Origin of the sequence: Streptomyces sp. NBC_01537 (genome assembly GCF_045040445.1) — a bacterium.
Lineage (GTDB): Bacteria > Actinomycetota > Actinomycetes > Streptomycetales > Streptomycetaceae > Actinacidiphila.
On sequence record NZ_CP109392.1, the window covers coordinates 851,965 to 875,857 of the forward strand.

26 protein-coding genes are annotated in these 23,893 nt (G+C 73.1%); 8 read left to right on the forward strand and 18 right to left on the reverse strand.

The features are described from left to right. Positions 1-21: 21 nt before the first annotated feature. The 4 genes from OG607_RS04210 to OG607_RS04225 all read right to left on the reverse strand — a co-directional run bounded on the left by OG607_RS04210 (position 22) and on the right by OG607_RS04225 (position 4,222). Complete coding sequence (locus OG607_RS04210; protein ID WP_405736536.1) at positions 22-951, reverse strand: DUF6397 family protein; 930 nt, start codon at positions 949-951, stop codon at positions 22-24. Positions 952-1,118: 167 nt separating this feature from the next. Then, complete coding sequence (locus OG607_RS04215; RefSeq protein ID WP_405718909.1) at positions 1,119-1,505, reverse strand: DUF742 domain-containing protein; 387 nt, start codon at positions 1,503-1,505, stop codon at positions 1,119-1,121. A gap of 6 nt (positions 1,506-1,511) precedes the next feature. Then, on the reverse strand, positions 1,512-1,922 hold the full coding sequence (locus OG607_RS04220) for a roadblock/LC7 domain-containing protein (protein WP_405718911.1): 411 nt from the start codon (positions 1,920-1,922) through the stop codon (positions 1,512-1,514). Next, complete coding sequence (locus OG607_RS04225; protein WP_405718913.1) at positions 1,919-4,222, reverse strand: nitrate- and nitrite sensing domain-containing protein; 2,304 nt, start codon at positions 4,220-4,222, stop codon at positions 1,919-1,921. Before OG607_RS04225 ends, OG607_RS04220 begins: the two co-directional genes overlap by 4 nt. Before the next feature lie 233 nt (positions 4,223-4,455). Here OG607_RS04225 and OG607_RS04230 point away from each other — a divergent pair, with 233 nt between their 5' ends. Both OG607_RS04230 and OG607_RS04235 read left to right on the forward strand, forming a co-directional pair. Further along, entirely contained in the window at positions 4,456-5,472 is a 1,017-nt protein-coding gene (locus OG607_RS04230) for an alpha/beta fold hydrolase (RefSeq protein WP_405718916.1), read from the forward strand. Between the two features lie 38 nt (positions 5,473-5,510). Then, complete coding sequence (locus tag OG607_RS04235) at positions 5,511-5,939, forward strand: PPOX class F420-dependent oxidoreductase (RefSeq protein WP_405718919.1); 429 nt, start codon at positions 5,511-5,513, stop codon at positions 5,937-5,939. A gap of 175 nt (positions 5,940-6,114) precedes the next feature. On the opposite strand, the gene OG607_RS04240 is transcribed toward OG607_RS04235, so the two are convergent. The 6 genes from OG607_RS04240 to OG607_RS04265 all read right to left on the reverse strand — a co-directional run bounded on the left by OG607_RS04240 (position 6,115) and on the right by OG607_RS04265 (position 11,445). Next, positions 6,115-6,729: a GTP-binding protein gene (locus OG607_RS04240; RefSeq protein WP_405718921.1), complete on the reverse strand. Its 615-nt coding sequence runs from the start codon at positions 6,727-6,729 to the stop codon at positions 6,115-6,117. Then, entirely contained in the window at positions 6,710-7,114 is a 405-nt protein-coding gene (locus tag OG607_RS04245; RefSeq protein WP_405718924.1) for a DUF742 domain-containing protein, read from the reverse strand. The genes OG607_RS04240 and OG607_RS04245 overlap by 20 nt, the downstream gene beginning before the upstream one ends. 23 nt (positions 7,115-7,137) lie before the next feature. Next, positions 7,138-7,563: a roadblock/LC7 domain-containing protein gene (locus tag OG607_RS04250; RefSeq protein ID WP_405718926.1), complete on the reverse strand. Its 426-nt coding sequence runs from the start codon at positions 7,561-7,563 to the stop codon at positions 7,138-7,140. Continuing rightward, positions 7,560-10,208, reverse strand: coding sequence for a nitrate- and nitrite sensing domain-containing protein (locus OG607_RS04255; RefSeq protein WP_405718929.1), 2,649 nt, complete (start codon positions 10,206-10,208; stop codon positions 7,560-7,562). The genes OG607_RS04250 and OG607_RS04255 overlap by 4 nt, the downstream gene beginning before the upstream one ends. Further along, positions 10,205-10,975, reverse strand: coding sequence for an MHYT domain-containing protein (locus OG607_RS04260; RefSeq protein ID WP_405718931.1), 771 nt, complete (start codon positions 10,973-10,975; stop codon positions 10,205-10,207). Before OG607_RS04260 ends, OG607_RS04255 begins: the two co-directional genes overlap by 4 nt. Before the next feature lie 134 nt (positions 10,976-11,109). Further along, positions 11,110-11,445 carry a YnfA family protein gene (locus OG607_RS04265; protein WP_405718934.1) on the reverse strand — a complete coding sequence of 112 codons (336 nt, stop codon included), beginning with the start codon at positions 11,443-11,445 and terminating at the stop codon, positions 11,110-11,112. A 9-nt stretch (positions 11,446-11,454) separates the two neighbouring features. Here OG607_RS04265 and OG607_RS04270 point away from each other — a divergent pair, with 9 nt between their 5' ends. Then, entirely contained in the window at positions 11,455-12,102 is a 648-nt protein-coding gene (locus OG607_RS04270) for a class I SAM-dependent methyltransferase (RefSeq protein WP_405736539.1), read from the forward strand. A 158-nt stretch (positions 12,103-12,260) separates the two neighbouring features. Continuing rightward, entirely contained in the window at positions 12,261-13,034 is a 774-nt protein-coding gene (locus tag OG607_RS04275; RefSeq protein ID WP_405736542.1) for a hypothetical protein, read from the forward strand. A 15-nt stretch (positions 13,035-13,049) separates the two neighbouring features. Here the strand turns inward: OG607_RS04275 and OG607_RS04280 are convergent, their stop codons facing one another. Further along, the gene (locus tag OG607_RS04280) at positions 13,050-14,447 is read right to left on the reverse strand and encodes an FAD-dependent oxidoreductase (RefSeq protein ID WP_405718937.1); all 1,398 of its coding nucleotides are present in this window, start codon (positions 14,445-14,447) and stop codon (positions 13,050-13,052) included. 45 nt (positions 14,448-14,492) lie between these two features. Here OG607_RS04280 and OG607_RS04285 point away from each other — a divergent pair, with 45 nt between their 5' ends. After that, positions 14,493-15,728 carry a DUF4032 domain-containing protein gene (locus OG607_RS04285; RefSeq protein ID WP_405718940.1) on the forward strand — a complete coding sequence of 412 codons (1,236 nt, stop codon included), beginning with the start codon at positions 14,493-14,495 and terminating at the stop codon, positions 15,726-15,728. Positions 15,729-15,745: 17 nt separating this feature from the next. On the opposite strand, the gene OG607_RS04290 is transcribed toward OG607_RS04285, so the two are convergent. Then, entirely contained in the window at positions 15,746-16,501 is a 756-nt protein-coding gene (locus OG607_RS04290; protein ID WP_405718943.1) for a class I SAM-dependent methyltransferase, read from the reverse strand. A 93-nt stretch (positions 16,502-16,594) separates the two neighbouring features. On the opposite strand from OG607_RS04290, the gene OG607_RS04295 reads away from it, so the two are divergent. Both OG607_RS04295 and OG607_RS04300 read left to right on the forward strand, forming a co-directional pair. Next, a complete protein-coding gene (locus OG607_RS04295) occupies positions 16,595-17,068 on the forward strand; it encodes an SAM-dependent methyltransferase (protein ID WP_405718945.1) in 474 nt (157 codons plus the stop codon). Between the two features lie 112 nt (positions 17,069-17,180). Then, positions 17,181-17,993, forward strand: a complete 813-nt coding sequence (locus tag OG607_RS04300; RefSeq protein ID WP_405718948.1) for a peptidoglycan recognition protein — start codon at positions 17,181-17,183, stop codon at positions 17,991-17,993. A 31-nt stretch (positions 17,994-18,024) separates the two neighbouring features. On the opposite strand, the gene OG607_RS04305 is transcribed toward OG607_RS04300, so the two are convergent. Next, a complete protein-coding gene (locus OG607_RS04305; protein ID WP_405718950.1) occupies positions 18,025-19,128 on the reverse strand; it encodes a PP2C family protein-serine/threonine phosphatase in 1,104 nt (367 codons plus the stop codon). Between the two features lie 141 nt (positions 19,129-19,269). Here OG607_RS04305 and OG607_RS04310 point away from each other — a divergent pair, with 141 nt between their 5' ends. After that, the gene (locus OG607_RS04310) at positions 19,270-19,770 is read left to right on the forward strand and encodes a VOC family protein (protein ID WP_405718952.1); all 501 of its coding nucleotides are present in this window, start codon (positions 19,270-19,272) and stop codon (positions 19,768-19,770) included. An 18-nt stretch (positions 19,771-19,788) separates the two neighbouring features. Here the strand turns inward: OG607_RS04310 and OG607_RS04315 are convergent, their stop codons facing one another. The 5 genes from OG607_RS04315 to OG607_RS04335 all read right to left on the reverse strand — a co-directional run bounded on the left by OG607_RS04315 (position 19,789) and on the right by OG607_RS04335 (position 23,818). Beyond that, positions 19,789-19,971, reverse strand: a complete 183-nt coding sequence (locus OG607_RS04315; RefSeq protein WP_405718954.1) for a hypothetical protein — start codon at positions 19,969-19,971, stop codon at positions 19,789-19,791. Positions 19,972-20,027: 56 nt separating this feature from the next. Further along, positions 20,028-20,195 (reverse strand): hypothetical protein, encoded by a 168-nt coding sequence (locus tag OG607_RS04320; RefSeq protein ID WP_405718957.1) that lies wholly within the window; start codon positions 20,193-20,195, stop codon positions 20,028-20,030. Positions 20,196-20,262: 67 nt separating this feature from the next. After that, on the reverse strand, positions 20,263-20,655 hold the full coding sequence (locus OG607_RS04325) for a hypothetical protein (protein ID WP_405718959.1): 393 nt from the start codon (positions 20,653-20,655) through the stop codon (positions 20,263-20,265). Positions 20,656-20,732: 77 nt separating this feature from the next. Next, a complete protein-coding gene (locus OG607_RS04330) occupies positions 20,733-22,031 on the reverse strand; it encodes an MFS transporter (RefSeq protein ID WP_405718962.1) in 1,299 nt (432 codons plus the stop codon). A 50-nt stretch (positions 22,032-22,081) separates the two neighbouring features. Then, positions 22,082-23,818 carry a cholesterol oxidase substrate-binding domain-containing protein gene (locus OG607_RS04335; RefSeq protein WP_405718965.1) on the reverse strand — a complete coding sequence of 579 codons (1,737 nt, stop codon included), beginning with the start codon at positions 23,816-23,818 and terminating at the stop codon, positions 22,082-22,084. Positions 23,819-23,893 lie beyond the last annotated feature (75 nt).

The window sequence follows — 23,893 nt, forward strand, 5'->3', positions numbered from 1 at the left end:
AGAACACGGACTGACGGCACGTCACCTGCGGCGCAGCAGCCTGCGCCATCCCCTGCGCTCCGGGTCCGGATCCGGCACCTGCGCGGACGCCGGCCCCACGGGCGGAGCCGACCGCCCGGGCGGCTCCTGGGCAAACGGCAGCGCCTGCGCCTCCGGTTGGGGCCCCGGCGGCGGCTCAGGTCGCCGCCCCGGTGACAGCTCCGGCGGCGGCTCCGGCGGCGGCTCCGGATGAGGTGCCGCCCGCTCCGCCCTGGCCCGGTCCAGCGCCTCGGTGAGCCGGGCCCGGGCGGCGGCGATCTCGTCCGGATGGTCGGCGACGACCGTGGCCTCGACGACCTCGCGCGGCGCGTGCGAGCCGGTGCCGCCCGGGGGAAAGCCGGGCCGCAGTCTGCGCAGGTAGGTCCGCTCGTACAGGTCGGGCACGGTCTGCGCCGTCGCCTCGGGCCCGAGGAGTTCGGCCCATACGGCGGCCTCGCTCCAGCCGTCGGCGGCCTGCCGGAGGAAGCCGGCGGCGCGGCGCGCCCGCCAGCTCCGGGCCCGGTGGTCCTCGCCCTCCGCGAGGGCCTCACGCAGGTCTGCCGGGAGCCGGCCGGTGAGCAGCCCGGGGTGGTCCCGGGCGAACCGCCGTACGTCGTCGGCGAGATAGAGCCAGACGACGGCCCGGTAACGGTTGGCGTACCAGCGCACGGGGCTGATCAGTCCGCCCTTGGCCAGCTTGGCGAAACGGTCCCGGCTGATCCCGATGAGTTCCGACCCGTCGACGCTCCCCACGACGGCCACCCGCCGCCGGAGCGCCTGCGGGAACGCCTCCTCGGCCCGCAGCCGCTCCACCTCCGCGTACGGCACCTTGCGGCGTCCCGCGCCGGTCGGCACCGTACGCAGCTCGGCGAGCTGCAGCGCGACCTCGAACTCCCCCAGGTCGAGCTCCAGTTCTTCCCGGGCCCGCTCCATTCCGAGCACTTCCCCAACAGTCCGAACGGCTGCCATGTCATCCCCCTGTGACGATCAACTACTGACAGTCACGAATGTAGCCCGGGGGTCCGACAGTGGCCAGCGGCTCCTTCCGACCTGTGGATAACTCGGTCACGGCGGGCGGCCCGCCACAACGACCCGTCCCGTCACAGCGCCCGCAGCCCGTCGATCACATCCCGCAGCAGGCCGGCGTCCGGCAGGTCGGCCGGCGGCACAGGGCGGATCACCCGCAGCTGGCCGTCCCGCAGCAGGTCGCCGAGGAGCACCCGCACCACACCCACCGCGAGGTCCGCCTCCGAGGCCAGTTCGGCGACGGAGAGCGGAGCCGGGCGGCACAGGTCGAGCAGCGCGAGATGCTGCTCGTCGAGGGTCTCGTCCGGATCGGCGTCCGGGTCCGCGACGATCACCGCGATCAGGTCGATCTCCTGACCGCTCTCAGGCCGGGTACGGCCCCCGGTGATGGTGTAGGCGCGGACCATCGGACCGGCATCGTCGTCGTACCAGAGCGCGCCCTCGTCCGCCGGCGGGCTCATACTGCGTCACTCCCCCGGGTGGTCCGCGTCGTGCTGTCTCGGGGCCACGCCCAGGTGCTCGCCGACGCGATGGACCATGAGGGTCATCTCGTAGGCGATCTGGCCGACATCGGCCTGCACCCCGCTGAGCACCGAAAGACAGCTGCCGTCGCCGGCCGCGGTGACGAAGAGAAAGCCGTCGTCGAACTCGACCATCGTCTGGCGCACACCACCGGCGTTGAAGTGCCGTCCGGCACCCTTGGCCAGGCTCTGGAAACCGGACGAGACGGCGGCCAGGTGCTCGGCCGTCGCGCGGTCCAGACTGCTGCTGGCTCCTGTCACCAGCCCGTCGTTGGACAGCACAAGCGCATGCCGCACATGCGGCACCCGCTCCGTCAGGTCATCCATCAGCCATGTGAGTCCAGTGCTCACCGTCATCCCCCGTCCTCCCCGGTCGGTCGCGGTGCTTCGGCGGAGCGCCCGCGGGCCAGCCCGCGGGCGAAAGCCGCCATGGTGGAACGGGCCTGATCAGGAGATCGTTCCCGGTCGGCGCCCGTACTCGGTGTCTCCGCGGCGTTGTCGTGCACCGTGTCTTCCCTGAGCTGAGGTGCGAGATTGGCCTGTCGAACCCGCTTCGGCAATCCCATGCCGTTACGCTCCTCCCTCGTCTCCTGCGCAGGCCTGGACACAACGGCCACGCCCATGCCTCCCGGCGTTGCCGGGCCGGCGGCGCGCGCGGCTGACGGGGCCGAATGCGCCGAAGCCGAAGGGGCCGCGTCCGGCACCGAGCGGGGGCGCAGTGTCACCTCACCGGTCTCGGGCTCGTCGTTCTCCGGCTCGACCAGAATCGCGCTCGGGACGAGGACGACGGCCGCCACCCCGCCGTAGTCCCCCCTGCGCAGGGTGACCCGCACGCCCTGGCGGGCCGCGAGCCGCCCGACGGTGAACAGTCCGAGCCGGTCGGTCTCCGGCAGTTCGACACCCGCCGCCGCCTCGCCGACCTCGTTGTTGGCATCGGCGAGCCGCTCGGGGCTCATGCCTAGCCCCCGGTCCTCGATCTCGACGACATAGCCTCCGCCGACGACCTCACCTCGCACGACGACCTTGGTCTCGGGCGGTGAGAAGGCGGCGGCGTTCTCGATCAGTTCTGCCAGCAGGTGGACGATGTCGCCGACCGCCGCGCCGGTCACGCTGATCCGCGGCATGCGCCGGACGGCCACCCGGGGATACTCCTCGACCTCTCCGACCGCCGCGCGCACCACCTCGGCGAGCCGGACCGGACGCCGCCAGGCGCGGCCGGGCGAGTTGCCGGAGAGGATGAGCAGTCCTTCGGCGTGCCTGCGCATGCGGGTGGTCATGTGGTCGAGCCGGAACAGGTCCTCCAGCTCGGCGGGGTCCTGGGTGCGGCGCTGCATGGCGTCGAGCAGGGTGAGCTGCCGGTGCAGCAGCAGCTGGCTGCGGCGGGCCAGGTTGGTGAAGACCGAGGAGACGCCCCGCCGCAGCTTCTCCTGCTCGACTGCGGCCTGCACCGCCGCCCGCTGCGAGGCGGTGAAGGCCCGGCCGACCTGGCCGATCTCGTCCGCGCCCAGCTTCAGCGCGGGCGCCGCGCGCGACACCGCCTCCTCGTCGAGTTCCTCGCCGGCCCGCAGCCGGCGCATGACCTCGGGCAGGCGCTTGCCGGACAGCTCCAGCGCCTCGTCGCGCAGCAGCCTGAGGCGGCGCACGAGGCGGCGGCCCAGCCGCAGCGACACACCGATCGACAAGGCAACGAGCACCAGGCCGGCCAGGCTGACCGTCCCGGTCCTCATCAGCACCGCGATGCCCGTGCGGCGGGCATCGGCCCCGATGTCGTCGCTGGCCAGGACATTGACGGCGTCGAGTTCGTCGAGCGCGTCGTCCACGCTCTGCCGCCACAGTGTCTCCGGGATGGCGGACGGGGCGTCCTGGGCACCGGAGCTGCTGGTCAGCAGCTCCGCGGACTTCAGCGCGCCGCCCAGCTTGCCGTTCACGAACGCCTCCAGGCGTTCCTGGGCGGACTCCGGCAGCTCGCTTCCGTACGCCTGCTGCAGCAGCTGGCGGCCGCTGATCAGGTTGGTGAAGGCCCGGTACTCCAGGTCGCTCATCGTCCCATTGACCAGCGCGGCGGCGAACATCGCGTCTTCCTGGGAGAGGAGCTCGCGGGCCCGGACCGCTCCGACGACCACGATCGCCTCCCGGGCCAGCGGGCCGGTCTGGAGGGCGGCCAGCGACTCGCGCAGCTGGAATCCGGGTTCGATGACGGACGAGTACGTCTCCAGTACGTGGTACCAGCTCGCCGCGGGGTCCCGCACCTCGTCGCGCAGGGTGGCGAGCCCGTCGGCGGCCCCCTTCAGCGTCAAGGTGAGATGTTCCTTCTGGTCACCGGACAGCTGCGCGCCCTGGGCCTCCCGCTGGGCGTGGCTGCGCAGGACGGCAAGGCGTTCGTCGGTCGTGTTCTGCAGCGCGGCCAGTTCGGCGGCGCCCTTCTTGCCGTGCGAGGCGGTGTAGACGACGGCGGCGCGGCGTTCGGCCTGCAGCGCGAGATCGAGGCTGTCGGTGGGGTCGCCGTAGTAGTGGTAGGTGTCGGCGACCTGGAGCAGTGCGAGCCCGTCGCGCACCGACGAGTAAGTGCTGTACGTCCACAGGCCCGCCAGGGAGAGCAGCGGCACCAGAAGCAGTGTCACGAGCTGAGTGCGGATGGTGCGGGGGCGCAAGCGCATGGGCGGTTGTTCCTCGGTGGCGTACGTGAGAGCGAACGCCTCCGTTTCGACCGTTTGCTCGATACGGAGGAGGCACAGTATGTCGTACGGGGTGCCTTGCTTTCGCCCCCATTCGACAAGTCACAGCAGTGTGATACGCCGGTGCTGATCCGCCGGGCCGGTCGGCGGCCGCGTTCACGGTCCGCTAACCGGAACGCATTGCCCGGGAAACGCCCCTGTCGCACGCTGGACGCATGGAACGGCGACTGGTGGCCGAGTGGGGGTACGGTCCGGCTCCGGCCGCCGTGAACGAACCGGCGGAGGTGCCGGTCCGTTACCGCGACATCCACGGCTACCGCAGGGCGTTCCGGATGGCGGGCAGCGGTCCGCCGCTGCTCCTGGTGCACGGCCTCGGTGACTCCTCCGAGACCTGGTCGCACATCCTGCCCCGGCTTGCCCGCCACCGCACCGTCATCGCGCCCGATCTGCTCGGCCACGGCGACAGCGAGCAGCCGCGCGCCGACTACGCGGTGGCCGCCTACGCCTGCGGCATGCGTGACCTGCTGGGCGTCCTGGACATCGAGCGCGTATCGGTCGTCGGCCACTCCTTGGGCGCAGGCGTCGCCATGCAGTTCGCCTACCAGTTCCCCGAGCGCTGCGAGCGCCTGGTGATCGTGGGCGGCGGCGGGGTCGGCCCGGAGGTGCATCCGCTGCTGCGGCTCGCGGCCGGGCCCGGCGCCGAGCTCGCGCTGCCGCTGGCGACCTCCGCGCCCGTGCGCAAGGCGCTCGGTCTCGCCGCCCCCCTGCTGCGCCTCACCGGAGGTCTCGGCCTCGGGCGGCACGACTTCGACTACGTGCTGGAGCGCTATCTCGCGCTGTCCACCGCCACCAGCCGCCAGGCCTTCCTGCGCACGCTGCGCGCCGGGGTCGATCTGCGGGGCCAGGTCATCACGATGATGGACCGCAGCTATCTGACCGCCGGTCTGCCCACTCTCATCGTCTGGGGCGCGCATGACCGGGTGATCCCGGTCGAGCACGCGGGGCTCGCGCACAGTGCCATGCCGGGCAGCCGGCTGGAGGTGTTCGAGGACGCGGGGCATTTCCCGCACCATGACGCGCCTGAGCGCTTCATCTCCGTACTGGAGGACTTCCTCGACACGACCACGCCCCAGGAGTACGACGCCGTGCGGTGGCGGCAGTTGCTGCGCAGGGGGCTGCCGGACGAGTCGTTGTATCCGGAGGCCGAAGCGCATCCCTCCAGCGGGTCGTGAGCAGCGGGTCGTGGGCAGCGCACGGCACGATGGGCACCATGGGAACGAAGATGAGCGACGAGCAGTGGCGGGCCTTCATCAGCGCGGGGACACGGACCGGGAAGCTGTCGACGGTGCGGGCGGACGGCAGCCCGCACATCGCGCCGATCTGGTTCGTGCTCGACGGTGACGATCTGGTCTTCAACACCGGGAAGCACACGGTGAAGGGCCGCAATCTGGCGCGCGACGGCCGGGCGGCCCTCTGCGTGGACGACGACCGGCCGCCGTTCTCCTATGTGATCGTCTACGGCAGCGCGCAGATCACCGAGGAGCCGGGCCCCCTGCGCGAGTGGGCGGGCCGGATCGCCGGCCGCTACATGGGCGAGGACCGGGCGCAGGAGTACGGGGAGCGCAACGGCGTGCCCGGCGAGCTGCTGGTGCGCTTGCGGATCGACAAGGTCGTGAGCGAAGCGGGGGTGTCGGACTAGGGCCTGTCTTGTGGATCTCCGTGGGTGAAGGAGCGGGGTCTGGCGCCTGCGATCGCAAGGCGGAGGAGGGAGGCAACGCGGAGCGTTGTCGACCGACGACAACGCGGCGAGCGCTGGTGCCAGGGCACGCGACGCCGCGGAGATCCACAAGACAGGCCCTAGACGCCGGTGTCTGTCACCCGACCGAATCCAGCATGCGCGCGGTGTGCATCCGCCCGGCGTGCTCGACCAGTGCGATGAGCACCTCCTTCCCGGACTCGCGGCTGCGCGCGTCGCACAGCACCACAGGCGTGCCCGCCTCCAGGTCAAGCGCGCGCGACACGTCCTGGGTACGGAAGGTGCGCGACCCGGGGAAGCAGTTGACGGCGACGGCGAAGGGGATGCCGCGGTGCTCGAAGAAGTCCACCGCGGGGAAGCAGTCCTCGAGGCGGCGGGTGTCGGCGAGCACCACCGCGCCGAGCGCGCCGTTGGACAGTTCGTCCCACAGGAACCAGAAGCGGTCCTGGCCGGGGGTGCCGAAGAGGTAGAGCGAAAGGCCCGACCGGATGGTGATCCGGCCGAAGTCCATGGCGACCGTGGTGGTGGTCTTGCGCTCGACGCCGTCGGTGTCGTCCACGTTCCTGCCCGCCTCGCTGAGCCGCTCCTCGGTGCGCAGGGGGCGTATCTCGCTGACCGCGCCGACGAGCGTGGTCTTGCCGACGCCGAAGCCCCCGGCGATGAGGATCTTCAGGGCCATGACCGGCTCTTCGGGCAGGTCCCGGACCGGTCGGTCAGAGGGCGCGGAGTCCATTGATCACCTCTCGCAGAATGCGCTCGTCGGGGAGCTGGGCGGGCGGTACGGGAATGTGCACCCGTACGCTGCCCAGCGCCAGCAGGTCGCCCAGCAGGACGCGTACGACGCCCACGGGCAGGTCGGAGTCGGCGGCGAGTTCGGCGACCGACAGGGGTTCACGGCGGCACAGGGCGAGGATCGCGGTGTGCTCGGGGGCGAGGGACGGGTCGTCCACGGCACCGCGTTCGGCGACGACCTGGGCGATCAGGTCGAGCCGGGCGCCCGCCGAGCCGGGGCGGGTGCGGCCGCCGGTCATCGCGTACGGGCGCACCAGCGGTCCGGCCTCGTCGTCGAACCAGCGGCCGCCCTCCCGCGGACTCATGGCCGGTTCGTCCATTGTCATCACACTCGGTCCTGTCCCATCGGTCAGCCTCCGACCGGACTGTCGGCGCCCCTGGCGCGCGGCGGGGTGTGCAGGTGCTCGCCCACCCGTTTGACCAGCCGGGCCATCTCGTACGCGATGAGGCCCACATCGGCCGCAGCCGTGGTGAACACGGCCAGGCAGGAGCCCTCCCCCGCGGCGGCCACGAAGAGGAAGCCGCGGTCGAGCTCGACCATGGTCTGGCGGACGGCGCCCGCGTCGAAGTGCCGCCCGGCACCCTTGGCCAGGCTGTGGAAGCCCGAGGCGACGGCCGCCAGGTGCTCGGCGTCCTCCCGGCTGAGCCCCTGCGACGCGCCCACCGCCAGGCCGTCGTTGGACAGCACCACGGCGTGGCGTACCTGGGCGACGTGCTCGGTGAGCTCGTCGAGCAGCCAGTCGAGCTCTCCGGACCGGTGCGATGTGTCGATCATCCGTGGTCTCCTTCGCTCGGCTTGATCCGCGACTGCGTCTGCGGAGTGTCCGTGCTGTCGTCGGGGTCGCCGTCCCGGCCGCCGTCGCGGCGGGACGCCACGCGCAGCGCACGGCGTTCGGGCCTGGCGTCGCGGGCCTCGGGTCCGCCGCCACGGATCCAGCCGCTGCGGTACGCGGCCATCGTTGCGCGGACCTCGTCCGGCGACCGCTCGGGCTCGGGCGGCCGCTCGACGTCCCGGGTGCCCCGGCTCTGTGCGGCCGGAGGGTCCATGAGCTGCGGGGCGAGGTTCGCCCGCCTCACGCGGCGCGGCAGTTCACCGCCGTCGGGTGCCGGCTCCCCGGTCTCGGGGCGGCCGGCGCGCGCGGCGGGGGCAGGCGCGGGCTCGGGCCCGGCGGCGTGCCCGGCAGAGTGCTCGGCGGCGGGCTCGGGCGCCGGCGGCGGCTCGGCCGGTGTGTCGGGCACCTGGAGGGCGGGCCGGGGCACGCCGTTGCCGCTCCCGGCGCCCAGGACCGCCGGTGGCGGCGCGGCGGTCCGCGTGGGCAGCTCGGCGTCGCGGGGCCGGGGCCGGGCGCCGACGGGCGTCCGGCCGGTGACGTTGCGGGCCGCGTCGGCCTCCGGCGCGCCCAGTTCGAGCAGGGCGGTGGGGAGCAGGACGACAGCGGTGGTGCCGCCGTACGGGGACGGGCGCAGCGACACCTTGACACCGTGCCGCTTGGCGAGCCGGCTCACCACGAAGAGCCCGAGCCGGTCGCTGTCGAAGAGGTCCAGCGCCTGCGCCTGCTCGATGCGGCGGTTGGCCTCCGCCATGACCTCCTTGCCCATGCCGAGCCCCCGGTCCTCGACCTCCAGGACGTAGCCGTTGCCGACCTGTTCGCCGTAGACCCGGACCTTGGTGTGCGGGGGCGAGAACTGGGTGGCGTTCTCGACGAGTTCGGCGACCAGGTGGGTGAGGTCGGCGACGGTGGAGCCGGCCACGGCGGCCTGCGGCAGTCGCCGCACCTCGACGCGGGCGTAGTCCTCGACCTCGGCGACCGCCGCCCGGACGACATTGGTGAGCGGCACGGGCCGGCTCCAGGCGCGTCCGGGGGCCGCCCCGGACAGGATGATCAGGCCTTCGGCGTGACGCCGCATGCGCGTGGTGAGGTGGTCGAGCCGGAAGAGGTCCTCCAGCTCGTTCGGGTCCTCCGTACGCCGCTCCATGCTGTCCAGCAGGGCGAGCTGACGGTGGACCAGAACCTGGCTGCGGCGGGCGAGGTTGACAAAGACCCCGGAGACGCCGCTGAGCAGTTCGGCCCGCTCCACCGCCGCCTGCAGGGCGGCGCGCTGCACGGTACCCAGCGCCTCGCCGACCTGGCCGATCTCGTCGCTGCCGTGGCGGCCGCGCGGCACTTCGGCGTCGATGTCGATCTCCTCGCCGGCGCGCAGCCTGCGCATGGCGCGCGGGAGTTTGCGGCGGGCGAGTTCCAGGGCGGTGTTGCGCAGGTCGACCAGTTCGATGACGAGGCCGCGTCCGATGCGCACCGAGATCAGCAGCGAGGCGAGCACGGCCAGCAGTCCCAGCAGCACGGCGGCCCCGGACTTGGTGAGCACGCTGTGGGTGACGGGGTCGGCGCGTCCAGTCGAGCCGGCGGACGCCGCGATGTCCCGCAGGCCGGTCAGCACCGGGGCGGAGACCTGCTCCCAGACGTCGGCCGACACCGCCTGCGCGGCGAGCCGGCCGGGCGGGGCCGCGGCCACCCGCTCCTCCAGGGTGCGCAGGTCCTCGTACGGGCCCGAGCGGCTGAGCCTGTCCCAGGCCGCCCGGTCGGTGCCGCGCAGGTCGGGGGCCGAGGCGCGCAGGAGGAGCAGGCGGCTGCTGACCGCGCCGGTGAAGTCGCGGCGGCGGTCGGCGGGGAAGTCGCTGCCGGTCTGCGCGGCGGACAGCAGGGCGTCCTCGGCGGAGAGGAGTTCGGCGGACCTGGCGATGTCGAGGGCGACCCGGTCGGAGGGGGTGGCCGCGAGCGCCCCGGCGACCGCGAAGGCCTTCTCCACGGCCGCGTTGTAGTCGGCGTACGCCTCCTCCCAGCGGGCCGCCCGGGCGGTGATGCGCGGCCGGAGCGAGGTGAGCGCCGTGACGCCGTCCACGAAGGTCCGCACGCGGCCCGTGACCTGGGCGGACAGGCCGGTGCCGTCGGCGACGGTGTGGGTCCTGTCCAGCCGCAGCGGGGCGGCGGCGCGTTCGGTGTCGTCGACCCGCCGCTCCAGTTCGTCGGCGCGGGCGGTGCTGGGGGCCGCGAGGTAGCGGGCGGCGGCGTGACGCTCGGCCTGCAGGGCGGTGACGGTGGCGGTGACCGGCTGGCGGATGGTGCGGTCGACCCGCTGGGCGCGGAGCTGGCCGGAGACCTCCTGCGCGGTGGTGACGGCGGCGAAGGCCCACAGCGCCATCAGGGAGACCACCGGGACCATGAGGACGGAGACGATCTTGGCGCGGACCGACTTGGGCCGCAGCACCAGCCTCGGGCCCGGACGCAGGTGCGGCACCGGCCCCCGGTCGGAGACCGCCGAGGCCAGCGCGGGGCGCTGCGGGGTTTCGTCGGCGGGCAGTCCGGCATGCGCGCGCCGCCCGCGCGGCACGGTCATGTCGCGATCGCGCTGGGTGGTCATATCGCCCCCTCGTGGAGCCGTTGGGCGGTCGCCGAGGCCGCGCGTTCCCTGGCGGTCGGCGACAGTGCGACGAAGGCGGAGGTGAGGAAGAGGTAGGAGCCGAGGAAGACCACGAGCGGGAAGAGAAAGGCGGTCGCTCCTGCGCCGGGCAGTCCCGCCGCCGAGGGGTGGACGGCGACCCGTACCGCGAACATTCCCGTGTAGTGCATGCTGCTCACGGCCGCGCCCATGACCAGGGAAGCGCCGGCGACGACGACCGGCCGGTGGATCGTCAGCGCCGCCCACAGCGCGGCGGTCGCGGCGGCGACGGCGATCAGCACGGACAGCGCGACCAGCCAGGGGTCGTAGCCGACCCGGCCGTGGAGCCGTACGGCGGCCATGCCCAGGTAGTGCATGCTGGCCACGCCGAGCCCGGTGGTGAGTCCGCCCAGGGCCAGTGACCGGGCCCGCTTCCTGCCGTAGCCGACGGCGAAGACACCGGCGCCGACCACGAGCATGGCGACGAGCAGGCTGAGCACGGTCAGCGGCACGTTGTAGCGGATCTCGGTTCCGGAGACGCTGAAGCCGAGCATCGCGATGAAGTGCATCGTCCAGATGCCGGTGCCCAGCGCGCTGGCGGCGGTGATCAGCCAGTTGCGCCGTGACGGTCCGGTCGTGGCCAGGGCCCGTACGGTGCAGCGCAGGCCGAGGGCCGCGCCCACGCATGCCATCGCGTACGAGAGCGTCGGGGTCAGCCAGCCGAAGCTGGCGTGGTCCATGTGTCCCATGGCCAAGGGACGCTAGTCCGGGCAGCGGAGCGGCCCGGGGGCATGACCGGACCCTGCGGAAATTGACAGCGCGATGGCAGGTTGCGGTCCGATGCGATCACCCAGCGCCCGAACCTGTGCGCACGGTGCGTAGTTCAGCCGCTACGTGGCGCATACATGATGACGCCCACACCCGCCAGGCACACCAGAGCGCCCGCCACGTCGAACCCGTCCGGACGGTAGCCGTCCAGGACCATCCCCCACACGAGCGAACCGGCCACGAACACCCCGCCGTACGCGGCCAGAATCCGTCCGAAGTCGGCGTCCGGCTGCAGGGTCGCGACGAATCCGTACAGCCCGAGGGCGACGATGCCCGCACCCGCCCACGCCCAGCCGCGGTGCTCGCGGACGCTCTGCCAGATGAGCCAGGCACCGCCGATCTCCAGCAGCGCGGCGAGAACGAACAGGGCGACGGAGCGGAGCGGGATCATGCGACCATGATGCCCGCCCACTGCCCGGAACCCGGAGGTAGCCCCGTGCACACCGACCCCGCACAGGTCCGGGAGTTCTTCGCCGCCCGGGCCGCGAACTGGGAGACCCGCTATCCCGACGACGCACCCGCCTACGAGGCCGCGGTCTCCGCCATGCGGCTGCGGTACGGCATGACTGTGCTCGACGCGGGCTGCGGCACGGGACGGGCACTGCCCTTCCTGCGCGCCGATGTCGGGCCGGACGGTCTCGTGATCGGCGCCGACCTGACGCCCGAGATGCTGGCCGCCGCCGCGGGCAAGGGCCGGCACCGGTACGGGGCGCTGCTCCTGGCCGATGTCGCGCGGCTGCCGCTGTGCGACGGCGGGGTGGACGCGGTCTTCGCCGCCGGCCTCATCGGCCATCTCCCCGACCCTGGCGCCGCCCTGCGCGAGCTGGCCCGGGTCACCGGGCCCCGCGGTCTGCTCGCACTGTTCCACCCCATCGGCCGCGCGGCGCTGGCCGCCCGCCAGGGGCGCGAACTGACGGAGGACGACCTGCGCGCGCAGCACAATCTGCGGCCGCTGCTGGCCGCCTCCGGGTGGACCCTCACCGAATACACGGACACCGACGACCGCTTCCTGGCGCTGGCATCGGCGACGCTGCCCACGAACGCCTGACCGCGCCGTGGCCGAACCGTTCTTCCGTACGTGCTCTGCGGCTCTCGACGCGGGGGTTACCGGCTGGTTAAGGTGCGCGGACCACCGACAGGAGCAGGAAGGGGAGGCCCGTGACCGCGACGGACGATGACGACGCGCTGTATGTGCTGACCGCGGCGATGCTGACGCCCGCGCAGTTCCCGGGCGTTCTGGCCGACGACTATCCGGCGGCATGCGCGCAACTCGGGCTGGAGCCTGCGTCGGAGGGCTACGGGCTGGTATTCGGGCAGGACGGGGCGGGGGCCCGGTGGACGGTGGCGGTGAGCGACACGGCCCTGGTCGCGTGCGCGCTGGCGGCCTGGGACTGCGGACTGGAGTACGACCTGTCGCCTGACGACCGGTCGGTGGTGGCCGCACTGCCGGGCTGGCCGCTTCCGGTCGCGGTCACCGCGCCGGGCGTCCCCGCCCCGCACGACCCCACGGAGGAGGACGGCGGCCGGCCGGCACTGTCACCGCCGGACACCGCGGACTGGGGGCCCGCACAGCGACGGCTGGGCGCGGACGAGATCGCCCTGCAGTGGCGGGTGTGGCGGGAGCAGCTGGGCGAACCCGGTGCCGATACCGGACCCGGTGCGGAGCCCGAAGGCGGGGCCGACGGCCCCGCCGCCACTTCCGGTCCCGGCCTCCACAAGGGCGTACGCCGAGCGCTGGACGCCGCCGAGGAGTACGTACGTACGCCGCCGCCCGTCGGCCGGATACGGTCCGCGCCCGCCGGGGAGGGGGCTCGTACGCTGCGCGTGGACGGGCCGGGCTGGAGCATGGTGGCGCGCACGGACGACATCGCGTTCGTGCTGCTGGACGAGGATCCGGGCGAGGTGCTGCCGGTCGGCCGGGGTGCGGAACTGCCGGGGCTGCTGGAGGCACTGGAGAAGCTGGCCGTACGGCCCGACTGAGAGCCGGACCGACCGTCAGCCGGACGCCGCTGCCGCTGCTGCCGCCGCCGCACCGACCTTGTCCGCCGCCTTGCGCGCCGCGACCAGCACCGGGTCCCACACCGGGGAGAACGGCGGAGCGTACCCGAGGTCGAGCGCTGTCATCTGCTCGGCCGTCATGCCGGCGGTGAGGGCGACGGCGCCGATGTCGACCCGCTTGGCCGCGCCTTCGCGGCCGACGATCTGCAGCCCGAGCAGCCGTCCGGTGACCTGCTCGGCGATGATTTTGACGGTCATCGGGGCGGCTCCGGGGAAGTAGCCGGCCCGGCTGGTGGACTCGATGACGGCGGTGACATAGCGAAGCCCGGCGGCCCGGGCCTGCGACTCCTTGAGGCCGCTGCGGGCGATCTCGACGGCGCAGACCTTGCTGACCGCGGTGCCCACGACGCCGGGGAAGGTCGCGTAACCGCCGCCGATGTTGGTGCCGATGATCCGGCCGTGCTTGTTGGCGTGCGTGCCCAGGGCGATGTGCTGCAGGGCGCCCGAGACGAGGTTGAGGACCTCCACGCAGTCGCCGCCCGCCCAGATCCCCTCCGTACCGCGCACGCGCATGGAGCGGTCGGTGAGCAGGCCGCCGTACGCGCCGAGCGGCAGCCCTGCCTCGTGGGCGAGGGTGGTCTCGGGCCGTACCCCGAGGCCGAGGACGACGATGTCGGCCGGATACTCGCCCTTGTCGGTGGCCACCGCGCGGACCCGCTTGTCGTCGCCGGTGAGCACTTCGCGCACGGCGGAGCCGGTCTCCACCCGGATGCCCATGCCCTCCATGGCCTCGCGCACCAGGCGGCCCATGTCCGGGTCGAGCGTGGCCATGGGCTGCTCGCCGCGTTCGAGCAGGGTGACCCGCAGTCCGTGCCGCAGCATGGCCTCGGCCATCTCGACGCCGATGTAGCCGCCGCCGACCACGACCGCGTCGCGCACCCCGCCCGCGTCCAGCGTGCGCATGACGGCTTCGCCGTCGTCGAGGCTCTGCACCCCGTGGACACCGTCCGCGTCGATGCCCGGGATCGGCGGGCGGACCGGCACCGCGCCGGTGGCGATGACCAGTTGGTCGAAGCCGGTCCAGGACTCGCCGCCGCCGTCCGTCATGCGCGTGCGCACCCGCCGCCGCCCGAGATCGATCCCGACGGCCTCGGTACCGAGCCGCAGGTCGATTCCCCGGGCCCGGTGCTCCTGCGCGGTACGGGCGACGAGCGCGTCCGGGTCGTCGACATCCCCGGCGATCCAGTACGGGATGCCGCAGGCCGAGTACGAGGTGTGGTGGCCGCGTTCGAACGCGATGATCTCCAGGTCCTCCGGCCCCCGCCGTCTGCGCGCCTGGGAGGCCGCTGACATACCCGCCGCGTCGCCACCGATGACCACCAACCGTTCCGTCATACCCGCAGCGTATGCGGCCCTGCGCATGCCGCACACTTGTGCGTCATGGAGCTGCAGATCACCGCGACCTCGCCCGAGCACCCGGCGGCCCTTCTCGACCTGCCCTGGGGCATCCCCCTGGAGGAGTGGCCGGAGGAACACCTGGTGTCGCTGCCACGCGGCATCTCCCGGCACGTCGTGCGGTTCGCCAACGCCGGCGACGAGGTCGTCGCGGTCAAGGAGGTCGGCGAGTGGGCCGCCGTACGGGAGTACGGGCTGCTGCGCGACCTGGACCGGATGGGCATACCCGCCGTGGACCCGCTCGCCGTCGTCACCGGGCGCGCCGACGCCGCCGGGGAGCCGCTGGAGCCGGTGCTGATCACCCGGCACCTGGGCGGCTCGCTGCCGTACCGCTCGATGTTCGAGACGACGATGCGGCCGGGCACCGTCAACCGCCTGCTCGACGCGCTCGCCGTGCTGCTCGTACGGCTGCACCTCACCGGCTTCGCGTGGGGCGACTGCTCGCTGTCCAACACCCTCTTCCGGCGTGACGCGGGCGCCTACGCCGCCTACCTCGTGGACGCCGAGACCGGCCAGATCCAGCCGCAGCTCAGCCGCGGCCAGCGCGACTACGACATCGAGGTCGCCCGGGTCAACATCGCGGGCGAGCTGCTCGACCTGGAGGCGGGCGGCTCGCTGCACCCGTCAGTGGATCCGATCACCTTCGGCCAGGCCATCGCCGACCGTTACAGCGAGTTGTGGCACGAGCTCACGCGGGAGTCCGTCTACCCGGTGGACAAGCGGCACTACATCGACCGGCGTATCCGCCGCCTCAACGAACTCGGCTTCGACGTGGCCGAGATGCAGATCCAGAAGTCGCCCGACGGCGACCAGGTCACCTTCCTCCCCAAGGTCGTCGACGCCGGCCACCACCAGCGCCAGCTGCTGCGCCTCACCGGCCTCGACGCCGAGGAGAACCAGGCCCGCAGCCTCCTCAACGACCTGGAGACCTGGATGGCCACCCAGGACGACTACGCCCCCGGCGACCCCCTCGGCGCCCGCCCCGAGGTGCTGGCCCACCGCTGGGTCCGCGATGTCTTCCGCCCGACGGTCCGGGCCGTGCCGCTGGAGCTGCGCAGGCCCCTGGACACCGCGCAGGTCTACCACGAGCTGCTGGAGCACCGGTGGTTCATGTCCGAACAGGCGCAGCGCGATGTCGGCCTGGAGGCCGCCGTCGACGACTACGTACGCAATGTGCTGCCGAACGCGCCGGAGGTCCCGGCAGCCCTGCCCGACGCCTGACATCTGACGCCTGACGCCTATCCGAGAGCCCGGGTGGCCGAGATCGTGAGCCGGACGTAGTCCACGACCGGCTCCGGCAGCCGGTCCGCCACCGCCCTGACGAAGGCCTCGTGCCGGTCGGCGGGCAGCCGCTCCAGCTGGCCGCCGAGGACCACGACGGCCAGATAGCTCAGGAGCTGGTCGCCGGGCTCCAGACGGGCGGGGTCGGGCAGCAGGGCGACCCGTACATCGGTGAAGCCGGCGTCGTGCAGCCGGCGTTCGGTCTCCTCGGTGCCGGCGAAGTTCCAGACGGCGGGCTGCGGGCCCAGGACGTCATCGACCGCGGCGGACACGGATGCGATGTTGCCGAGGCCGCCGCATTCGGCGACGAAGGCCCCGCCGGGCCGCAGTACGGCGGCGACACCCGCGAAGAGCGCGGCGTGGTCGGGGATCCAGTGGAACGTGGCGACGCTGGTGACCGCGTCGACGAGGCCCCGCACGGGCAGCGGCGGCCGCGTGATGTCGGCGTGCGTGATGTCGACGCGGTCCCGGTCCGGCCGTCCGTCGAGCCGGGCCCGCAGCTGGTCGAGCATGCGCAGCGAGCCGTCGAGGGCGACGACCCGGCCCCCGGGGAGGCGGTCGAGCAGGGCGACGGTGTCGCGGCCGGTACCGCAGCCCAGGTCGAGCACGCGCTCGTCGCCGGAGAGGCTGAGGCGGTCGAGGGTCCGGCGGCCCCATTCCAGGTGCGGCAGCGGCAGCGCGTCGTACGTCGTGGCGTCCCATTCCCTTGGCATGGGACGTACGCTACCCACCCGTGTCCATAGCGTGATACTCATATCTCATATAGCGAGAACAGACGAGAATGAGCGAGAGCCTGGAGGCACAGGATGTCCGAGATCCAAGTCCGCCCCGTGGGCCATGTGGTGGGCGGCCGCGTCCCCGTCGAGGACGACGAATGGGGCGGCGTCGAAGCGGTGATCCGGCTGGACGGGGAGCGGTTCGGACCGGAGGCGCTGTACGGACTGGACGGCTTCTCGCACATCGAGGTGGTGTTCCACTTCGACCGCGTGCCGCCCGCGAAGATCGAGACGGGGGCGCGGCACCCGCGCGGCAACACGGACTGGCCGCTTGTCGGGATCTTCGCGCAACGCGGCAAGAACCGTCCCAACCGCCTCGGCGTCTCGCGCTGCCGGCTCCTGAAAGTGGACGGCCTGGCTGTCCACGTCTCAGGGCTCGACGCGGTGGACGGCACGCCCGTGCTCGACATCAAGCCCTGGATGGCCGAGTTCGGCCCACTGCCGACAGCCGACGCGGCATCCCAGCCCGCTTGGGCGTCCGAACTGATGCGTGATTACTACTGAGGCGGTTTCCGATATTTCGGACAGGCAAAAGGAAGGCGTACGACCGGGTGAGGCTCCGGCCCCGCCCGGCGTGTCGCCATAACCATCGGGCATATGAACTGACGATGCGTTCATGCGCTCCATTCAAGCGGCCTCACTTTGCGCCGCGGGTGCCGGGATCATCGGTCTCGCAGCCGTCGCCGCCTGGGGCGCCCACGCCGCCCCGTACCCGCCGCCTGCCGCCGGGCGGCTGCCCCGCCCCAGCCCCCAGCCCCGCCCGGTGCCGCTGGCCGACCTCTCGCACCGCACGCTCACCCACCCCGTCTCGCTGTACGGGGCCGCGCGGCCTGCGATCGTCAGCCGCGCCGGGTGGGGCGCGGACGAGTCACTGCTCCACGAGGCACCGCGCTACGGGCACGCCGTGCGGGTCGTCTTCCTGCACCACACCGACAACGGCAACGGATACGACTGCGCCAGGGTGCCCGAGATCATCCGGGGCATCTACACCGGCCACGTCAAGGACCAGAAGTGGGACGACGTCGGCTACAACTTCTTCGTCGACAAGTGCGGCACGATCTACGAGGGCCGGGCGGGCGGCGTCACCAGGCCGGTCGTCGGAGCGCAGTCCGTCGGCTTCAACATCGACACCGTGGGCATCGCCGCCATCGGCAGCTACGACGCGGCGGGCAGCGTGCCGCACGTCATGACCGAGGCCATCGCGAAGCTCTCCGCCTGGAAGCTCGGGCTGGCCGGGATCGATCCGCGCAGCACGCAGAAGCTCCGCTCGTCGAACAACAAGTCCCGCTTCCGCAAGGGCACCCACGAGGACTTCAACGCCATCTCCGGCCACCGGGACGCCTTCTTCACCGACTGCCCCGGCGAGGAGCTCTACGCACAGCTGCCCGCGATCCGCGCGGAGGCCGCCCGGCTCCAGGGCCGCCACTGAACCGCCGACCGCTCAACCGCCCAGCGGTACGTCAGCGCGCCGCCAGCGCGAGCAGTGCGACATCGTCGGCGACCGCCCCCGCGTACCCCGCCAGGTCCTCCCACACCGCGTCCACGACCGCGCCCGGCGCAGCCGGGGTGCCGTCCTTGAGCCGCGCCGCGAGCCGGTCGGCCAGCGGGTAGAAGGCACCGGAGGCATCGCGGGCCTCGGTCACACCGTCCGTGTAGGCCAGCAGCAGATCGCCGGGCAGCAGCGGCTCGGTGACCGCCACCGGCGAGGGCAGACCGGGCAGGCCCATCCCGAGCGGCGGGGCGGGCTCGCTGCAGATCTCGCGGGCCCGGCCGTCCCGGACCAGCAGGGCGGGCGGATGGCCGCAGCAGACCACCCGGACCTCGGCCCGGCCGACCGGGAACTCCAGCAGCAGCGCGGTGGCGAAGAGCTCGATGTCGCCGTTGCCCGCCGAGTCCAGGCTGAGCCTGCGCTCCAGCCGTCCGGCCACCTCGCCGAGGTCCGGCAGGTCCAGCACGGCCTCCCGGAACGCCCCCAGCAGCGCCGCCACCGAGCCGACGGCCGCGAGCCCGTGCCCCTGCACATCCGCGACCAGGGCCCGCACCCCGTACGGGCACGGCCGCACGTCGTACAGGTCGCCGCCGACCAGCGTGCCGCGCTGGGCGGCACGGTAGAGCGCGGCGCAGCGCACCGGCCCCACGACGGCGGGCGGCGGGGCCAGTACGGCGAGCTGGGCGGCCTCGGCGACGGTGCTGACCCGCACCAGGCGGCCGACGTGGCGGCTGCGGACCCAGGAGATCACCACGCTCAGGGCCCCGATGAGGGCCACGGCTCCGGTGTCGCTCGCGGCCAGGCTGCCCGCGCCGATCAGCGGCAGCTGCATCACGACCAGGACGGTGGCCGACAGGACCGCCGTGCCGGCCACCGCGTAGGCCAGCGCGGCCAGCGGCGGCACGGCCGCGTAGTAGGCGCCGAGCTCGACATCCCCCGGGGTGAACGCCTGGGCGGCGATCAGTACGGCGAGCAGGACCACCGGAAGGGCGCGCAGCCACAGCGGCGAGCGCGCCACCGTCAGCCCGCCGGAACCTCCGGCCCCGTTCGGCTCGCGCGTGCCCGTGACGCCCATAACAGCACGGTAGTCGCAGGTGACGCGCCCCGCCGGGCAATAAGGGCAACCCTTTACGCGTCCAGCCCGTCGAGCACGCTTCTTGAATCTTCAACCAAAGCCTCGTACGCTGGCAGCAGACACACTCGAAGGAGCAGAACCATGCCTGTCCGCCGTCTCAACCACGCCGTGCTCTACATCCGCGATGTCACCCGCTCCGTCGAGTTCTACACCGACACCCTCGGCTTCGAGATCAGCGTCGAGATCCCCGGCCGCGCCGCGTTCCTGAGCTCCCCCGGCAGCGACAACGACCACGACCTCGGCCTCTTCGCCCTCGGCGCCGACGCGCCCGGCCCCGAGCACGGCCACGTCGGCCTCTACCACCTGGCCTGGGAGGTGGCCACGCTCGGCGAACTGGGCGACACCGCCGGCCGGCTCACCGAACGGGGCGCCCTGGTCGGCTCCAGCGACCACGGCGTCTCCAAGTCGCTCTACGCCAAGGACCCCGACGGCAACGAGTTCGAGGTCATGTGGCGCGTCCCGCGCGAGGACTGGCCGACCGGCGAGCAGGACACCCGGCCGCGCCCGCTCGACCTCCGGGCGGACGTCGCCCGATGGGGCGCGGACCGCGCGACCGGAGCGGGCGTCGGCTCCGCCACGTGACGCTCGCGCGGTGACCCCTCAGCGGTCGATCTGCTTCCGGCCCGACTTGCGCAGGCGGCGCCGCTGCGACGGGTCGAGCGCCACATAGCCGACCACCGGGACGCCGATGACGATGAGCAGGGCGAGCCAGTTCGGAAGCAGGACGAACAGCAGGATCGCGACCGCCAGCCCGCCCACTGCGTACTTCGCGCGATTGGACATCTCCGGACTCCCTCTTTTTGAGGCGAGTTCGCCTCCGCCGCGCTGAGTGCTTCGGCTCACTCGCCCGCGTCGGCCGCGGATGCCGGGTGGCCGTCGGCCGTTGGCGCCTCACGTTCAGTGTGGCACGGGGCGTCCGCTGTGCGCGGCGCGCAGGCGTGGTCGGTTTCACGGGTGGCCTCGGCGCGTACGAGCGCGCCCAGGGCGGCGTAGATGTCCAGGGGCATGGGGTGTCTCCTGCGGTGTCGTCCTGCTGACTGTGTGGGCTGCTCCAGGCCGTGCGGCCGGGCCCTGTCAGCAGCGCAGGACGGTGTGCGGGAGAGCGGATCCGGCCGGGGGCGCGGCCCGGCGGCCGGGGGCGCGCGGCGATCCGGCGGGCGCGTGCGGGATGCGGGCGCCTGCGCAGGAGGCGTGCCCGAAGGGCAGGAGGGCTCGGTGCTGCGGCCCCGCGTGCGGGGCGGGGCGCCGGGCCAGGGAGGCCGGATGCTGGTGCGAGCCGGCGTCCGGCTGGTGATCAGCGGCGGCGACCACCGCGGATACCCGCGGAGCCTGCGCGTGCCCCGCCCCCGGCGCCGCTCCCCCGCACAACGCGTGCAGCAGGCAGACGAGCGCCGCGAGCAGCACCGCCCCCGCCCCCAGAGGGGTCAGGACCGGCACTGCGCGGCGGCGGACTGCGGCGGGCGGCACCCTCCACACATAGCCGGGTACGGCCCCCGGCGCCGCCGGTCGTACGCCGATCGCGGCACACGTTCACCCGGCAGGCCCTAAGCCGCCCGGTAGCGGCGGAAGGCCGGGACGGCGGCGGCGAGGCCGAGCATGGTGGCCACGACGAGCAGGCCGCCCGCGGTGACGGCGGTGCGGGGGCCGAGGGCGGAGCCGGTGGTGCCGTGGAGGAGGTCGGCGAGGCGGGGGCCGCCGGCGACGACGACGGTGAAGACGCCCTGCATGCGGCCGCGCATGTCGTCCGTGGCGACCGACTGGAGGATGGCGCCGCGGAAGACCATGGAGACCATGTCGGCGACCCCCGCGAGCGCGAGGAAGCCCGCCGCCCACCACAGGCCCGCGCTCAGCCCGAAGCCGGTGATGGCGGCGCCCCAGCCGACGACGGCCGCGATGACCATGAGCCCGTGCCGGCGGGCCCGCGAGAAGGTGCCGGAGAGCAGGCCTCCCGCGACGGCGCCGATGGGAATGGCGGCGTAGAGCAGACCGAGGGCGAAGCCGCCGCCCCAGCCCGCGTACGTGGTGTCGGCGAGCTGCGGGAACAGCGCGCGGGGCATGCCGAAGACCATGGCGACGATGTCGGCGAGGAAGGACAGCAGCAGGATGCGGTGGCCGGTGATGTAGCGGAAGCCGTCCGCGACTTCGCGCCAGCCCGCCCGGCGGGCGACGGCCTCGCCCAGCGGCGGCAGCGCGGGCAGCCGCCAGACGGCCCAGACGGTGACGCAGAGCGCGACCGCGTCGATGAGATACAGCTCGGCGAGGCCGATGACCGGGATGAGCACTCCGGCGAGCAGCGGTCCGACGATCTGTCCGGTCTGCATGACGGTGGAGCCCAGCGCATTGGCGGCCGGGAGTTCGGCGGCGGGGACGAGGCGGGCGATGGAGGCGCTGCGGGCAGGGGCGTTCATGCCCCAGCAGGCCTGCTGGGCGGCGAGCAGCACCATCAGCAGGACCACGGACCGCGCTCCCGCCAGGGCCTGCGCCCACAGCAGCAGCGCGGTGACGGCGAGACCGGCGTTGGTGACCAGCATCAGCTTGCGGCGGTCGACGCTGTCGGCGACCGCGCCGCCCCACAGGGCGAAGACGACGAGCGGGACGAGGCCGGCGAGGCTCGCGTAGCCGACCCAGGCGGAGGATCCGGTGATGTCGTAGATCTGCTTGGGGACGGCGACGGCGGTGAGCTGGCTGCCGACGGCGGTGACGGTGGTCGAGGACCACAGGCGGCGGTAGGCGGGATGTCTCAGCGGCCGGGTGTCCATCACCCACCGCCGCCATCCGGAGCGCTTGGGCACCTCGTGAGGTGTTATGTCGGTTTCGTCATCCGCCGTCGCGTCCACTGGCACTTCGTTTGCTTCCTCTTACACCTATCCGCTGACCCAGCAGACAGTACCGGTCACGTGAACAGCCGGTCGAGGAAGGGGTTCCGGAAGAGCCGGTGCGGATCCAGCCGGTCCAGGATCTCCGCCGCCTCGTCCCACCCGGGGCCCTGCCCGTCCGTGAACGAGGCGGGCACGGCGGTGCCGATGACCTCGGGATCGGCCCAGGCGGCCTCGGCCGTATAGGCCCAGCCCTTGGACCACTCGACGCGGGTGAGCGCGTGGCCGCCGTCGTAGGTGTCGAGCAGGAAGCGCTCCAGCTCCCGGAAGAAGGCGGGCGCGTCCGGGGTGCCGGGCAGGGTGAGCACGTCCAGCCATACCGCGGTGTCCCACTCGGGGTGGTCGGCCCGGGGCCGCAGCGCGGACAGCAGCGGGGGCAGCGCACCGGCCGAGTCGGCCTCGGCGGGGTCGTCGAGGCCGGTGACCCGGATCTCGACCTGGCCGTTGACGGGAAAGCGCCCCTGCGCGGTGTACGCGGCCAGCCGTTCCCGGTAGAAGGCGGTGAACTCGGCTACGACGCGCTGCACCTGGTCCCGCGAGGTCAGCACGGCGTAGCCGTTCGCCGTCTCCCGCAGGGTGGTCGGCTTGATGTAGAGCAGGGTGTTCTTGGAGGGGCCCCAGATGTCGGCGGACACGGTGGTGGTGAGGCCGAGGACGGACGCGGCGAGCTGGGCCTGGCCCAGCACCGGCGCGAGATACCAGGCGGCGTCGGACACCAGCGTCCCGGCGAGCCGGGCCACGGCCGTCGGGACGTTGTCGGAGAAGGGGTAGTTGTACGGCGAGGTGACCCGGCGCGAGGTCAGCGGGCGGTGCGGGGCCACGCTCCACACCTTCAGCCATGGGAATTCGGTGTAGGCGAACCAGATCGCCTCGGCCCGGCCCGACTCGTCCAGGAAGCTCGCGAAGGTGCGGTCGCCGTCGCCGCCGGGGGCCGCGAAGAGCTCGGCGGCCGGGATGTCGGTGCGGCTGAGGCAGCGCAGGCTGGAGTTCTCCCCCACGCGCAGGACGACCTCGGTGACCAGGGCCCGGCCGAGGTGCGTGAGGAGCGCCGCGCAGTCCGGGTCGTCGCGCTGGTACGTACGCAGTGCGTAGGCACCGCTGTCCTCGTCCCACACCACCGCCGTCAGCGACAGCACCCGATTGCTGAGGGAGCCGTAGGTCTGGCCGGGCAGCCGGCTCTCGCCGTCGGCCGGTACGGCGGTGCCGTGGGCGTCTATGGCCAGCGCGCCGCCGATCGTGATGTCGCCGGGCGCGGGGGCGGCGGTGACGCCGAGGCCGTGCTCCTCCAGGTAGCCGAGCAGGGTCTCCATCGAGACGCCCGCGCCCGCCCGGACGGCGGCGGGGCCGGTGGACTCCAGGGCCAGGCCGGTGAGATGGGCGGTGGTGTCGACGAGCAGCAGCGGTGCCCCGGGCCCGGTCCCGGCCGGGATGGTCAGCGGCGACCAGCCGTGGGCGTAACCCCGGGCACGTACCGTCCAGCCGTTCTCCCGGGCCCAGTTGACGACCGCGACCACCTGGTCCGGGGTGCTGGGCGCGCAGGCCCACAGCCCGTCGGCGCTGATCTCGCCCACCCAGTTGCGGTACGCGGACTTGTAGAGCCCGGCGCCGTCCGGAAAGCCGGGCAGGTCCGCCGCCACCGCGTCCTGTGCCATGGCGAGGGGAGCGACGGCCGCCACCATGCCGGCCGCGCCGAGGGAGGCCGCTGTGCGCAGGAATGCCCGGCGGGTCTCTTCACGTCTGCGTATTCGAGTCATACGGTCAAACGTAGGCAGGCACTGGACACCAACGATGCTCGTGTCAACGCGATTCACTCGTGCGAGTGAACAGGA

What these genes read in the sequence shown, in the direction of transcription:
- OG607_RS04285 (WP_405718940.1), top strand. Translation starts at nt 14,493, where the DNA reads ATGGAGCTGCAGATCACCGCGACCTCGCCCGAGCACCCGGCGGCCCTT.
- OG607_RS04245 (WP_405718924.1), bottom strand. Translation starts at nt 7,114, where the DNA reads ATGACAATGGACGAACCGGCCATGAGTCCGCGGGAGGGCGGCCGCTGG.
- OG607_RS04310 (WP_405718952.1), top strand. Translation starts at nt 19,270, where the DNA reads ATGCCTGTCCGCCGTCTCAACCACGCCGTGCTCTACATCCGCGATGTC.
- OG607_RS04335 (WP_405718965.1), bottom strand. Translation starts at nt 23,818, where the DNA reads ATGACTCGAATACGCAGACGTGAAGAGACCCGCCGGGCATTCCTGCGC.
- OG607_RS04295 (WP_405718945.1), top strand. Translation starts at nt 16,595, where the DNA reads ATGTCCGAGATCCAAGTCCGCCCCGTGGGCCATGTGGTGGGCGGCCGC.
- OG607_RS04215 (WP_405718909.1), bottom strand. Translation starts at nt 1,505, where the DNA reads ATGAGCCCGCCGGCGGACGAGGGCGCGCTCTGGTACGACGACGATGCC.
- OG607_RS04280 (WP_405718937.1), bottom strand. Translation starts at nt 14,447, where the DNA reads ATGACGGAACGGTTGGTGGTCATCGGTGGCGACGCGGCGGGTATGTCA.
- OG607_RS04300 (WP_405718948.1), top strand. Translation starts at nt 17,181, where the DNA reads ATGCGCTCCATTCAAGCGGCCTCACTTTGCGCCGCGGGTGCCGGGATC.
- OG607_RS04290 (WP_405718943.1), bottom strand. Translation starts at nt 16,501, where the DNA reads ATGCCAAGGGAATGGGACGCCACGACGTACGACGCGCTGCCGCTGCCG.
- OG607_RS04235 (WP_405718919.1), top strand. Translation starts at nt 5,511, where the DNA reads ATGGGAACGAAGATGAGCGACGAGCAGTGGCGGGCCTTCATCAGCGCG.
- OG607_RS04240 (WP_405718921.1), bottom strand. Translation starts at nt 6,729, where the DNA reads ATGGACTCCGCGCCCTCTGACCGACCGGTCCGGGACCTGCCCGAAGAG.
- OG607_RS04250 (WP_405718926.1), bottom strand. Translation starts at nt 7,563, where the DNA reads ATGATCGACACATCGCACCGGTCCGGAGAGCTCGACTGGCTGCTCGAC.
- OG607_RS04265 (WP_405718934.1), bottom strand. Translation starts at nt 11,445, where the DNA reads ATGATCCCGCTCCGCTCCGTCGCCCTGTTCGTTCTCGCCGCGCTGCTG.
- OG607_RS04255 (WP_405718929.1), bottom strand. Translation starts at nt 10,208, where the DNA reads ATGACCACCCAGCGCGATCGCGACATGACCGTGCCGCGCGGGCGGCGC.
- OG607_RS04225 (WP_405718913.1), bottom strand. Translation starts at nt 4,222, where the DNA reads ATGCGCTTGCGCCCCCGCACCATCCGCACTCAGCTCGTGACACTGCTT.
- OG607_RS04270 (WP_405736539.1), top strand. Translation starts at nt 11,455, where the DNA reads ATGCCCGCCCACTGCCCGGAACCCGGAGGTAGCCCCGTGCACACCGAC.
- OG607_RS04315 (WP_405718954.1), bottom strand. Translation starts at nt 19,971, where the DNA reads ATGTCCAATCGCGCGAAGTACGCAGTGGGCGGGCTGGCGGTCGCGATC.
- OG607_RS04305 (WP_405718950.1), bottom strand. Translation starts at nt 19,128, where the DNA reads ATGGGCGTCACGGGCACGCGCGAGCCGAACGGGGCCGGAGGTTCCGGC.
- OG607_RS04320 (WP_405718957.1), bottom strand. Translation starts at nt 20,195, where the DNA reads ATGCCCCTGGACATCTACGCCGCCCTGGGCGCGCTCGTACGCGCCGAG.
- OG607_RS04260 (WP_405718931.1), bottom strand. Translation starts at nt 10,975, where the DNA reads ATGGGACACATGGACCACGCCAGCTTCGGCTGGCTGACCCCGACGCTC.
- OG607_RS04275 (WP_405736542.1), top strand. Translation starts at nt 12,261, where the DNA reads ATGCTGACGCCCGCGCAGTTCCCGGGCGTTCTGGCCGACGACTATCCG.
- OG607_RS04220 (WP_405718911.1), bottom strand. Translation starts at nt 1,922, where the DNA reads ATGACGGTGAGCACTGGACTCACATGGCTGATGGATGACCTGACGGAG.
- OG607_RS04210 (WP_405736536.1), bottom strand. Translation starts at nt 951, where the DNA reads ATGGAGCGGGCCCGGGAAGAACTGGAGCTCGACCTGGGGGAGTTCGAG.
- OG607_RS04230 (WP_405718916.1), top strand. Translation starts at nt 4,456, where the DNA reads ATGGAACGGCGACTGGTGGCCGAGTGGGGGTACGGTCCGGCTCCGGCC.